Annotated in this window: 11 protein-coding genes; all 11 read right to left on the bottom strand. The window is 35.1% G+C overall.

The genetic code is table 11. The annotated features are described in order from the left end of the window. Nucleotides 1–13: 13 nt before the first annotated feature. Complete coding sequence (locus ACYVD3_RS10280) at nucleotides 14–1420, bottom strand: Eco57I restriction-modification methylase domain-containing protein (protein ID WP_460642421.1); 1407 nt, start codon at nucleotides 1418–1420, stop codon at nucleotides 14–16. Between the two features lie 46 nt (nucleotides 1421–1466). Then, nucleotides 1467–2081: a type IV toxin-antitoxin system AbiEi family antitoxin domain-containing protein gene (locus ACYVD3_RS10285; RefSeq protein WP_460642422.1), complete on the bottom strand. Its 615-nt coding sequence runs from the start codon at nucleotides 2079–2081 to the stop codon at nucleotides 1467–1469. A 374-nt stretch (nucleotides 2082–2455) separates the two neighbouring features. Next, complete coding sequence (locus ACYVD3_RS10290) at nucleotides 2456–2608, bottom strand: hypothetical protein (protein WP_460642423.1); 153 nt, start codon at nucleotides 2606–2608, stop codon at nucleotides 2456–2458. 111 nt (nucleotides 2609–2719) lie between these two features. Beyond that, nucleotides 2720–2854: a recombinase zinc beta ribbon domain-containing protein gene (locus tag ACYVD3_RS10295; RefSeq protein ID WP_460642424.1), complete on the bottom strand. Its 135-nt coding sequence runs from the start codon at nucleotides 2852–2854 to the stop codon at nucleotides 2720–2722. A gap of 333 nt (nucleotides 2855–3187) precedes the next feature. Then, the gene (locus tag ACYVD3_RS10300; RefSeq protein WP_460642425.1) at nucleotides 3188–4432 is read right to left on the bottom strand and encodes a recombinase family protein; all 1245 of its coding nucleotides are present in this window, start codon (nucleotides 4430–4432) and stop codon (nucleotides 3188–3190) included. A gap of 230 nt (nucleotides 4433–4662) precedes the next feature. After that, the gene (locus ACYVD3_RS10305) at nucleotides 4663–5976 is read right to left on the bottom strand and encodes a hypothetical protein (protein WP_460642426.1); all 1314 of its coding nucleotides are present in this window, start codon (nucleotides 5974–5976) and stop codon (nucleotides 4663–4665) included. A 163-nt stretch (nucleotides 5977–6139) separates the two neighbouring features. Further along, complete coding sequence (locus ACYVD3_RS10310; RefSeq protein ID WP_460642427.1) at nucleotides 6140–8674, bottom strand: DEAD/DEAH box helicase; 2535 nt, start codon at nucleotides 8672–8674, stop codon at nucleotides 6140–6142. 52 nt (nucleotides 8675–8726) lie between these two features. After that, nucleotides 8727–10589, bottom strand: a complete 1863-nt coding sequence (locus ACYVD3_RS10315) for a hypothetical protein (RefSeq protein ID WP_460642428.1) — start codon at nucleotides 10587–10589, stop codon at nucleotides 8727–8729. Next, nucleotides 10590–11069, bottom strand: a complete 480-nt coding sequence (locus tag ACYVD3_RS10320; RefSeq protein WP_460642429.1) for an ABC-three component system middle component 2 — start codon at nucleotides 11067–11069, stop codon at nucleotides 10590–10592. It lies immediately after the preceding gene. Further along, nucleotides 11047–12150 (bottom strand): ABC-three component system protein, encoded by a 1104-nt coding sequence (locus ACYVD3_RS10325; RefSeq protein WP_460642430.1) that lies wholly within the window; start codon nucleotides 12148–12150, stop codon nucleotides 11047–11049. The genes ACYVD3_RS10320 and ACYVD3_RS10325 overlap by 23 nt, the downstream gene beginning before the upstream one ends. A gap of 1 nt (nucleotide 12151) precedes the next feature. Then, nucleotides 12152–12409: a single-stranded DNA-binding protein gene (locus tag ACYVD3_RS10330; protein ID WP_460642431.1), complete on the bottom strand. Its 258-nt coding sequence runs from the start codon at nucleotides 12407–12409 to the stop codon at nucleotides 12152–12154. Nucleotides 12410–12613 lie beyond the last annotated feature (204 nt).

A 12613-nucleotide genomic window follows, 5' to 3' on the forward strand; every position in this document is an offset into this window, starting at 1 on the left:
ACACCTCCAATTATTAGAACCTAAAATCATTTACATCTACTGCTGTTATACGCAAAGAGCTACCGCTAGCATTAATTCCAATTCCTTTGACATAGTTGTAAAAAGTAGGACTTTCCAATATCTCTTTCGCTTTTTCTAAAGATGTGCCTTGTTTTGGTATTATGTAAATACCCGAATACGGTATGCATTCTCTGTTTAGTTCATATACCTTCACCTCTTTTGTTACGACAGTCGATAGAAGTAGTTTGGGTTGATCTAAATGTGCTAATGCTTGGCTTCGTCCATATTCAAACCATTCAATCGCATTATCCGACTTTCTTTTATCTAATCTATCTTTTTGTGACATTAAGTATTTGGTGGCTTCCGGAAACTTCTCTTCAAATTCTGCTTCACTATATCTTACTAAAATACCATTTTGGTAAGAATATGGATATATAATGAGCTCTGTTTTTTTGTAGTTTAATGACCTCGGACTAACACCTACCCTCACTACACCACGCTCTATTTTATAATCTCCGCAAATAATGTAATTTTCTTCTTCTTTAAATTCTTTTAATATATATGCTTTATTTAATAAAGTTGCAATACTTATTGAGGCGGTAAAAAAATCTCCAAATTTTTTAGGGGATATTGTCTTGGCCCTGTTGTTTGAAAAAATCCATTTTCCGTTTAAATTGCCCTTCGCTATGTTGTATTGGATTTTATTAGCAACATCATGATATAATATGTGCTGTGTAAACACACCTTTTTCACACACCAAAACAGCCGATGAAGTAAGAGCTTTTTCAAATAATTTTTGAGTTGTATAGTCTATAATTTTCAAGACATTGGGTAAAATCATATTTCTTAATTCTTGCGCAAAAACGTTTTTAAAGATACTACTAGGTATCAAATATGCAAGTTTTCCATTATCTTTTAAACATTTTAGACTTGCTTCAATAAATGCATAGCAATAGTCGAATTTTCCTTGTTTGCATGATATGTAATTTTCCTTTAAATAAGCTCTTGTTTCATCACCTAAATCCCGATAAGTAATATAGGGTGGATTTCCAATTACATAATCGAACTCATCTTCTATGTTTAGTTGTAAAAAATCTCTGTTTAGTATATTCCATTGAACATTAGTAATTCCAAAACATTCTGCAACCATGTTCAAATTGTTTATGCAATTATTATAATGCAAGCTATCAATTTCGGCTCCAACTATATCTCTTTGTAGACCATTCTTAATTTCATCACTATTTTCATTTTTACTTAATGCATCTTCGATATATCTTTGAACTATTACTTTTAAAATATTGCCATCGCCACATGCATTTTCGATTACCTTTTTACCTTGTAAATCTGATATATATCCTACTGAATCTAAAAGTTCTATTACATTTTGTGCAGGAGTGAAAACCTGACATTTCTTTATCATTATATTTCGCTCCCGCCTTCCTTAAAATATTCATTATATCTCAAACTCATATAAGCACCTCTATTAGTGGTTCGACATATTTTTTTACCCTTAATAGATAGGCATATTCGAGCAACTTTTGTACATTCTTATCTTTTTGTTCCATATATTTTTTTAATGATTCTAATGCGATATCATTATTAACTCTATCTAGATACTTAAAAAGATCGCAAACCGTTCTTTCTTTGTTATATATAGCGATAGTTCTATTCTTCATCTCAAGACTAGTACGTCCTATATGAAGTTTTTCTTCCGAACAATAAAATAACTTGATTTCAGGCAAAACGGGTAAAGTTGGTTTAATCATATTTGTGGGTATGGTAACGCAAACAGCACTTTCTAAAGTATTTTCACCAATTAGCTTATGAATCGTTGCTGCTGATTCTAGACTTATGACTCCTTCTGGAATGATACTTTGCACTAACTCAATACCACTTAATTCTTTAACATCGTTTCGCCAGGCATAGTATCCCGTTTTAACTTTTACAATATAGTCTAATTCCATTAATTCTGTAATATCTCTACTGCAAATTTTATTTTCTCTCAAAACACAAGTCTTCACGATAGGATAGTATTCTTTAAATATCCTATTAATTTTCAGTATTCTTTCATCTGTCATCATCCCACCACCAAAACATTATCATTAAATCTTACCATCTATTTTTTCATACAAATTATACACTTTTTATTAAAAAAAATCAATCTGTCAAAGCAATTATCTATCATAACAAAAATATTCTATTGACTAGGGCTTTAGCCATAACCATTCTATAAACAGAAATAGTGAGTAAGGCAACCACTGGTCTTTCGGCTCCTGCCGTCATTTAATCATCACACGACATCTTGTCGGATAACGATGCCCAATTGAAATTGAATTTCTATTTTACGTTCACTGATAACCCGGATTGTTTGAAGCAATCTGCGGACAAGGTCATCGTCAAACTCCCGTTTTAAATAGTTAATTTTTTTCGTGTAGCTATTCATCTCCTGCAGACGCTATTTATAGGATTCTGCCAGATATCGTTCTTGAAGCACCTTTGCTTTTTTCTTCCCTATCTCCTTGATTTCATCTGCAATGATATAGTATTGCTTATCGAATGTTTCATCTGCACACTCGGTTTTAGCGCTTTCCTCGATGAGTTTCATCATGTCCTGCTGAAGTTGTTCGATTTGCTCATCGTATTCGGTAGGCTCTGTCTGTGGGGAGTAGCTTTCGATGATGCGAATGACATTTTCTCGGAATGCCTACACAAATCCTCCTTAATCCTCTACCACGCTGTTAATTGCGGTCATAATCGCTTCATGGATGTGGTCTTCTTTCAGGGTGGGTGAATGTTTGCACCTCTTAGAACCATGCTTGAGACGGTTGTCACAGCACCACACGGACTTTTTCATGCCTTAACCATACCCTTCCTGCGGTTGAGCTAACCGCATTCTACGCATACCATGATGTTGGATAACGTGTATTTGGCATTGTACTTTCCCTTGACAGGCAGTGCATCCTTTTTCTTTGAAGCAGGTTGCTAGAATTGCACCTCTGCGCGCCTTTTCCTTCTGCATCCGGTAGTACAATTCCTTTGGGATAATCGCTTCATGGTTATTCTCTATGAGGGAATTAAAATCAATATTGTACATTCCTTCTCATATCCTACCAGATGACCATCTGTAACTTTTCTCAAAGTCAGCTGAAAACTGTTAATTACTTTAGCCCTCCTTAGTCAAACTTAATTATTTCATATTTGCCTGCCCAAAAAAGCAAATTATAATCTGTTTCTCATAAACGTTGATTCGTTCTACTGCTTCTCTTACAATACTCTTGTCATAAGTGCCATTACATACTGCCTTACCTAAAATATCCTTAATCTGTCGATCATTCAAAGTAGGTGAATGTCCACAAACAACTTTCCCTTTTTCCATTCTTGTCCCGCATCTCCAGACGATTTTCCCGCGTTCAGTTCGGCGGTAATAACTTGCATCGCAGTTTCCACACTTCAATAGATTCCCAAGTAAATATTTGCTGCTGTACCGATTACCCGTACTAATCTGTTCCCCTTCCTCGTTTAAAACTACCCGTGCCCTGCGAAACATTTCGTCCTGTACTTGATGAAAAACTTCAGGAGATATAATCCCCTCATGATTGGCTGTAACATAATACCTCTGACGCTGCCCATAATCAACTTTCCGCTTTCCAGTCAAGTAATCTTCAGTATAAGTTTTTTGCAGCATTACATCACCCTTATATTTCTCACATTTTAGCATTTGCCGAATCGTGGTGTCTGCCCAAGTTGTTCGACCGCTAGGGGCCAACACCTTTTTCTCCTGTAAGTAATTTCTGATTTGTCGTACGGTCTTACCCTCCAGATACAGGTGAAAAATTTCTCTTATCACCGCAGCCTCGTGTGAAACAATAATCAGCTCATCATTTTCACATTTAAAGCCATATACCGGCTTGATTAGCATAGGGCTTACTCCTGTTTCACATTTTCTATTAAATCCCCAAAGCACATTTCCGCTCAAATTACGGCTTTCTTCCTGTGCCAGTGCCGCTCCCAAAGCAATGTCTATCTCCTTTGCATTGTCAATGGAATGAATGTTTTCTTTTTCAAAATACATATCAACACCTCTTTCTTTCAACTCTCTAACAATCAACAATGTGTCCAACACGTTTCTTGAAACTCGGCTAATTGACTTGGTCAAGATACAATCGACTTGCTCTGCCCGCACAATGGTCATCAAATCTTCTAGCCCACTGCGCTTAGATTTTCTCAGCCCACTCTCACAATCAAAGAAAATTCCTGCTAATTCCCAATCCGGATTATTCAGAATTAGATTTTCATAGTAATTCACTTGTGCTTCTAAACTTTTATACTGTTCTTCAAATTCCGTGCTGATACGGCAGTAAGCTGCAACTCGTTTCTTTTGATCTACACCTCCTTTCCAATCATCTGCTGGCAATTTTGTGACCTTTTTCATATATTTTCCCTCTCCTTGGTATATAAAAAGCGTGAAGGATGTTCAACCCTTCACGCTCTTTATATATCAGTTATTCTTTTTTTATCTTTTCTCTCGTTGCAACAGAACACAACATTCTGTATGTGTAGATGCTGCGAATCGGATTCCTGAAAGACGCATTTTTTCCTTGGCGTAGGCAATAGAATAATTAATTCTTACATAAAAAATACAACCTTCGCGTATGAAAATGTTTAAATTAAATCCTCTGTATAAGTACCGCCAATTGTCTCCATGAAAATGCTTCGGAATGGCACATCAAGTGATGCGCATACAAGGTCAGCCCACACCGTTGGTACGAGATTGCTACCCCTGGCGCACCATATCTTGTAATGCATATTTCCGTATACGCCGATGGAAACACCGGTCAACTTTTCTGCATCGCGGTATTTAGCTCCAAAGATTTCTCTGTCGTACTGGTTTATCGAAAAGTCTATATGTTCAAATGCTTCACTCGCTGGATAGTATGTCCCGTGAATATAATTAGTCATGATTACGTGCTCAGCGTCTGTAAATATATCAGGATTCCAGAGTTGTTCGACATTCACATGGTAGAACTCTTCCCCAGTTTCATCAGCTCCGCGCTTGATATAAACAAAGATTTTATGTAGCGTTTGAGGATCGAAATGTACTATAGTTTCTTTGCCGCTCTTCATCTGCTCAGTGATATTATCGAAGTTTAGTGTAATGCCACGCCATTTTTGAAAATCCACTGTAGCCGTGCTGACCATTCGTGAATAGGGTACTGCGAGATTTTCGTCGCACCGTGTAAGTATCTGCACAGGTGGCTTTATTCTCTGAATTATCTCAATGGTTTTAGGCACATCAGATACAGGACTCCCTATGGATGTATCAAGGAAAATATTGTAGAGATAGTATTTATCATTCACCCTGAACCCTTGCCGTTCAAATTCCGCATCTGTCACATCACTCAGGCCATATTTATCAATAGGCAATATCAGTTTTTCATAATTCACGATCTCGTCTATATCATGAATCCTGTGAGCACAGCTTTCCATAAGCGTGAAAATAAAGAGAAAAACAAGGCGTTCCTCATTAATACGGAAGTTGCCCAAATAGCCTATTTTCCCTTCAATGGCATTAGAAGCAGCGACCATATGGTCCATCTCGTTGCTTCCGACGTAAGTGATTATCTTACCGCAAGTGGCTATATACATCCTCCCCCCATTATGAGGATTTCCTGGATCATCCGGGTCAATATTTAGGCAATACTGCAATAATTCTTCAGCATCAACATCTGCAGCATTAATCATCGCACGAAATTTATCAGCTGTATCCAACACGGGAGCCGGGATTTCGGCATTAGGTGTAAAAAACAGATATGTAGGTACCGGGTAATATTTTAGAAATGTGTTAGGATATCTAAGACTAAAAACACCGCCATGGGGCGCTTTTTTCATCGATCGCAAGTAATAATTTATTATCCAGAATTCTGGTGTGGATGTAATGCTCTCAATAAGATTTTTTAGCTTTTCTGACAATAGCATTATAATTTTCTCCTTTGTGTAGTAGTGTTTTTTAAGCTACTACACTGATAGATAAACAATTAAAACCGGATGAAAACTCCAACGCAGTTTTGGAGATAAAGCTGCTGATTCTAGCAGATGAACTCGTTAATCTATTTCATGGAGCTTTTCCTATTACACTTGCTTATTTTGATTTATGAAAATAGTTCTCTGAGTAGCTTTGGATATTGTTAACATCCAATTTATGCAGTTCTATAAAACGTTGTAGGCTTTCGTCACTTATATCGACTAGCGAATATGGAGCAAGTTCATTGATAAAATCCTTTATATTTGTTTTTAACTCTCTAAGTTTGCCTTTACGGATAATCCTTACAGGATGCGTAAAATTAGCGGCGTATGATAATTCTTTTGTAGGTACGATTAAAAACCGAGTTACTGTTGCTTCTTTTCCGTATTCATCTTCAAACCAACCACAATGACTATTCATTTGACCCGCTTCATATTTATTAATTTCTGTACGCCCTTCAGCTACCTCATTTTTGCACTCAAACATAAAATACTGATTTCCTACACCACACCACAAATTATCTGGGCCCTTACGAATCTCTTTATCAGGGCGTTGGCTAATAAATCCTAATAAATCTCCCACTTCTTTAAGAGCTTCTTCAAATTTATCAGAATCAACACCAAATGACAGGTTGTCCAACATAGCACTAACAGATAGCTTAAGCTCTTCATATGAAGTAAAGGTGTTTAAGAACATATGGATACGATTAGTGCGACTTTCATTTATGTATGAAACCCTTGTATATCGTATTCCTTGGCGAGGCTTAAGCAACTGCGTATTCGCTTTAAAAGCAGCTTTTTGTAATTCATTTGAGCGTTCTCCGCTAATATAGTAAAAATATCGTGCCAACTGTTGCGTATACCAGCCTCGTTCCAAGTTATCATTAGTTGGAAGTGTATCAATAAATGCTTGCATTGCATCGCACGCCTTGGGATACTCACCTTGGTAGCACAGTTGCTCAATATCACGTTCTTTGACTAATTGTTCATATATAGTTAAAGAATCATCAGAACCAGTAATCGTATCCATCTCTGATGAATAATACTCTTTCCATCCTTCATCGCGCCCTAAACTCTGTTTTATTAATGAAATAACTAAATCAATTGGATTTGTATCTTCTTTGATATCTTCTTGGGCCATTTCTGCAATAGCCATCCCTATTTCTATTTGTTTTCGAGTTTGTATCGAAAAATATTTGTTTGTTATTATGCTCCTCATAAATTTCACAATATCTGCACCAATTATCAGTAGCACACAATAATCTTTTTCGCCTCTAACGCCTCGGCCAATTCCTTGCTCAATTTTTTGCGCAAGACGTTTACTTATTGTTTCACTATTAGGTCTACAGCTTTCTTCATAACGATCCGACAAATTTTCAAAGTACGGCATAGAGTCTATAATTAAAATTCGACAAGCTTCGTCTGGCAAATCTATACCATCATAGCGGTTATTAATTACTAATATATTTTCAAAAATTCCTTTTTTTAATTTATCAATTTCAGTAAAAATATTATTCTTGTCAGCAATAGTTGCACCTAAATTTTTATATTGAGATGCTTTTTTTGTACTTGGAGCAATTGCAACTACACCGAAATTGGAATGCTTTAATTTTGAAAACTTCGTAATAATTAAATCTCTATCACAATCATCATGAATAAGCGATGGCAAGATAACCATTTTTTCACCTGACCATTTTTGCTTCTCATTTTTCAATGGATTTTTTACGGCATCAATATCAAATGAAAGTCCTTTTACAAAGAATGAGTCATCTTGTGTAGTTGCAGACATCAATATTCTGTGCTTCGCATTATAGAACGTTCCAAACATTTCTACATTTGTACTATAGGGAGAAATTTCTATAAGGCTGCTTGTGATATAACAGCCGTAGTTTTCTATAGAATCCTTCAATAATGGCCATGCAAATTTGATCTGATCATCACTGATGTTTTTTGACAACAATTGAAGCACTTCAGTTTTTTTATCAGCCCAACTCCAATACGGTATAGTCATTAATGTATCGTAATTCCCAGTCTTTATATCTATAAAACTTCCTTCTCCTTGATCTCGAAGGCTATCTTCAAAAAGTTCCAAAAATCCATTGTACAAATTTTCATTTCTGGATTTATTAATGGTAATTGTATAAGCACCTTTTAAGACATCTATACACGCATGAGAATCATCGAGAATTATTGAATCCACTGGAATATATCTGTTGCCAACTCCAAAAATTGACATACCGTTAAACAGTTTTTGCGCATGAGTAATTAACAATTTTTGTCCAGACAAAAAATCATTAGGAATTTCACGTTCATCAAGTAAAGAGCAAAATGGCACACCAAATTTTTGTGCTTCTTCACAGACTTGTTGTACTAAGTATCTATTTGGACAAATATACAAACAGGGGCCTTGCCCTGCGTTAATTTGAGATTGCAATATAAGAAGCCCAATGAGTGTTTTTCCTTCACCTGTATGCAATTTGATAATCAAATCGCGTTTTTGTTTATAATCTTTATACCAATTTGTAAGTATGTATTCCTGGGCTGGTCGCAAAGGGCCAGTAACACTCTTACGGTCTATGGTTCCATATATTTCCACCGGGTCAGTTTTTCTCTCAATAGCACCTTGATTTAATCGCTTCTTAAAATCAATCATTTTAATCTCCTTCTGTATAAAACACAAAAACCTATTAACGGACTACAGAAACTTAATGAACAGGAACAAATCCTGCGCGGTCGATATCTGGATTACCAGTAAAATGCTGATATTTGATTTCTGTTAGATTTTCAGGTGGAGTTTCATTATCAAATATTATAATTTGTCTGCCCCTTCCGATTTGCGACAAATTATTAAAGAATGCTGATTTAACACCCTTAGAAACTTCTTCATTCTTCTCGTTCTTCTGTTTATCTTTTTCTTTATATGTTGTTAACGGAGAATCCAAAACAATGAATCCTGGGTGTGAAAGCCCATACTGTTGACAGTACAACATAATTGCAATTAGAAAAGATGAGTTTATAATCGCACGAGCACCCTTGCCATAAGATGCTTTCGTTTTACCGCAAACAACAATATCATTTGACTTGGAATTAAATTCCACCGAACATTTATCGCTACTATCAATAAAAGTCCACTCCTCTAATAAATTTTGCACTATTTTGCAAAATTCCACCATAAGCTCATCCGATAGTTTTTTAATGTTGACTTTTTCGGATACCACTTTCGTATTATCAATACGATCATTTAGTTCTTGTATACGAGAATTAGTGTCAAATAACTTTCTTTTATTGTTTTCAACTGCGACAACCTGATCGCGAATTTTTAAGTACTGTTCATGTTTAATCAGTGTTTCAGATATCTTATTAGACTGTGCCGATAAATCTTTATTAAAAGCCTCAATCTTATCTTGTATTATAACTATTCGTTTAGACGTCAGTGTAAGGTCACTGTCAAAATCATTTATAGTTTCTTCTAAATCCAAAAGATGAGCTTTCAACTTTTCTTTTTCTTTCTCAATTGCTATATAATAAATCTCATTGTCCTTCTTGGGTGATTTCATGGTGGTGTGACATATAGGGCACTTGATATCCACTAATTGTCCTGTATAATCATGAGTCTGCTCAATAAACTCAAGACGGTCTATATCAGACTGATAATTCTTTTTAAGTAATTTAAACTTTGCTAAATTATCTAATATCCTATTTTTATCTCTGATCACAGAATCAAGCAAAGATAATTCTTGTTGCCGACTATGTTCTAATCCTTGTACCATTTGACGCTGCTCTGTCAAAGATTTTTCTATTTCTTTTATTATAGCGTTGATCTTCTGAGGATTGAGATTATTTAAAGAAGATTCTGTTTCCGTGATATCTTTTTGCAATTCCCCACAAATGATAGTCAACTCATCAATCGCACCCTTAAGATGCGCCTTTTTTATTTCTGGGTTTTCTGGTTTAAGATGTTTCTGATAATCTAATCCAGTCAAAACAGTAAAAAAAGATGAAGTTTCTTTTGTAGAAGTCCGATCCCTTTTTGTATCCCCTAAATAGATGGGTGCATTTTTTTGTACAATTCGAGTTTCGCTTAGCATTATAAGGTAAATAAACTTTCTAAAAGTAAATCTTTCAGTTTTTCCATCAGAACTTTTACTTAAAATATTTCTATATGAACAATTGCAATCATCCAACAGTTTTGAAGATAAACTCTTCTTAGCTTGCGAAGAGATGGATAAAGTTTCAGAATTTGCTGTTTCTATATTTGAAATATCCGAATAAATGTAATATATATTGGTGCTTTCACTTTCTAAAAGACTTCTTTTTAAAGTTATTTTTTGGTTTAATGATTTATTGAGGAACTCCAACAAAACCCACTCATATCCCACAGCTTCATTAGGTACTTCAGGAATTTCAGTTGCGCCAAAAGCATAATTTATACATTCAAATGCAAAGGATTTACCCGTATCAGAGGCACCTGCAATTACATTTAGTCCACTATCAAACTCTATAACTGCTATCTCTTTCTTCGGACCTTCTAATTGTAGTTTTGTTAACTGCATACCAAATGCACCCATTTACTCGCCCCCAATCACTGCATCGTTTTCAAATTCCCCAATCCATCGACCTATATTATTATTTATATGTTTGTATATCTGCTTATCTGTGTAGGAGTAAAATACATTGTCAACACTAGCAATATTTCTCTTCAAATCATCCACATATTGATTTTCGAAAAGTTGTAAAAATGGGTGTGTCAATTGATTTACACAATAATAAATCCCTGTTTTTGAGTATTTTACTGATACAAGACCTTTTGCAATCATCAGATCCAATCCATTGCTGATTAGATCTCTTCTAATTGCAATTTCAGACGAATGATTTGGATTATCTGGGTGAAGGCTGATTTGTTTTTGATCTAAATCATTTATGTGTAGGGAAAAGTAATCATAATACATTAACCTTTGCTTACTCATTCTTTTATTGCATATGTCTAATATAAAAAGGATTCTTGCACCAACTTCTTCTGGTGAGTTATATATCTGTATTTTCATCATAATATTCAACCCACCTCATTTCTCCTTCATTTACTAAGTCGTGGCAAATGCCGCCTTTGTCCAAAATGCTTATACTTTGTAATTCATCTGTAGATACGGGCAAAAGCTGAGCTCTATCAATAGTTGCATCAACCTTTTCCAAATCGTCTTCATATGACGATTCACAGGTCGAGATTATGCCGAAATATATTTGTTTTTTCACATCATCATAAACATCATCATTAATAAATTCGTCCCGTGCAAATCGCTTTAAAGCATTTGCATTGTGGAAATATTCTCTTTGACGTTTAAAATGGGCATGCAGCCTTTTTATAGGCTTGAGGCCTTCAACATTAACGATTTTTTTCTTTTCACGAGTAGAGTAAGCTTTCATAAGTTGATTAACGTATTCCATTTGTATTTCTGTCGGCTCGAGTTCTTCCTGCAACTTGGGGACTTTAGGCCTTTTATGTAGGCCACCACCAAAATGATACTTATACCAACTTGTCATAGAGAATTGTTCTAATAGCGTTTGAGGTGATACTTCGGATACTATATTGAAATCAAATTCTGTAATATACTTTCTTAAATCTTCAGTCATTGGAACACCAGTCGCTATAATTTTTTTTGCAGGTGCACAGTATTTATCCCAACTATTGATTAATTGGATATTAATTGTTTCTGGATGTTCAACTAAGTACCGCAATTCTTGCCCTATTCCATTGCTCGCAACAATAAAATATTTTCTAGGTATGTTATATTTACCACTCATAGTGTAAAAGCAAAGTTTCCCAAACTCTGTCATATATGTTGATGGAGATAAAGGGTCTTTATATCGTTTACACTGAAATATATCAAATACTTGTAATGAGTCATCTAGATAAGCTATGATATCTCTACCTGAATCCATTGACCCGCCCATCTGAGCAACGTTTTTGTAATGCTCGCAATGAGATAAATAACCAGAAGCCCATTGACATACAATATCTTCAAATTCTCCTGCGTCAACAGTACGCAACCTAACAAGAGGATCTATTGAAAAATCAAAAATACGACTAGTATCTTTTGGTGGTTCATTGGCTGGTAATGGGATTACATTCATTTCAATTCCCTCCTGTAGCGGCACCGGATGATTTCTTGTATTTTTGCTGACCCGAAGATGTCTTCTCAATAATTTCAATGTAAGTCTCTTGAAATTTAATATAATTAAGAAACAATGTACCAAGCAGTAATCTATCTCGGCGAGAGATTCTATTCCACTCATACCCTTTAAATAGATCTCGAACTAAAAATACTTCATTAGAATTAAGCTTTCCTAATTCAATTTTTGCAATTTCTAATAGTTCGTTTACCGTTTGCACAAATATATCCTCCAAAAAAGAATAACAATATCAACAATGTTGTTATTCTTATTGTACACTTTTATAACTAATTTTACAATAAATTTGTACTAATATTGTGAAAAACAGGAGATATTGACAATAACAAAACCCTTAGCCCACTGTCTGAGAATTTTATTCTTACCAGTACTTTATATACTAAACATTAAATACTGGATTATATTT

The sequence above is a fragment of the Lacrimispora brassicae genome, from assembly GCF_054772055.1.

Excerpts from the sequence above, each read along its gene's own strand:
- ACYVD3_RS10280 (WP_460642421.1), bottom strand. The coding sequence starts at position 1,420 with ATGATAAAGAAATGTCAGGTTTTCACTCCTGCACAAAATGTAATAGAA.
- ACYVD3_RS10285 (WP_460642422.1), bottom strand. The coding sequence starts at position 2,081 with ATGATGACAGATGAAAGAATACTGAAAATTAATAGGATATTTAAAGAA.
- ACYVD3_RS10290 (WP_460642423.1), bottom strand. The coding sequence starts at position 2,608 with ATGATGAAACTCATCGAGGAAAGCGCTAAAACCGAGTGTGCAGATGAA.
- ACYVD3_RS10295 (WP_460642424.1), bottom strand. The coding sequence starts at position 2,854 with ATGAAAAAGTCCGTGTGGTGCTGTGACAACCGTCTCAAGCATGGTTCT.
- ACYVD3_RS10300 (WP_460642425.1), bottom strand. The coding sequence starts at position 4,432 with ATGAAAAAGGTCACAAAATTGCCAGCAGATGATTGGAAAGGAGGTGTA.
- ACYVD3_RS10305 (WP_460642426.1), bottom strand. The coding sequence starts at position 5,976 with ATGCTATTGTCAGAAAAGCTAAAAAATCTTATTGAGAGCATTACATCC.
- ACYVD3_RS10310 (WP_460642427.1), bottom strand. The coding sequence starts at position 8,674 with ATGATTGATTTTAAGAAGCGATTAAATCAAGGTGCTATTGAGAGAAAA.
- ACYVD3_RS10315 (WP_460642428.1), bottom strand. The coding sequence starts at position 10,589 with ATGGGTGCATTTGGTATGCAGTTAACAAAACTACAATTAGAAGGTCCG.
- ACYVD3_RS10320 (WP_460642429.1), bottom strand. The coding sequence starts at position 11,069 with ATGATGAAAATACAGATATATAACTCACCAGAAGAAGTTGGTGCAAGA.
- ACYVD3_RS10325 (WP_460642430.1), bottom strand. The coding sequence starts at position 12,150 with ATGAATGTAATCCCATTACCAGCCAATGAACCACCAAAAGATACTAGT.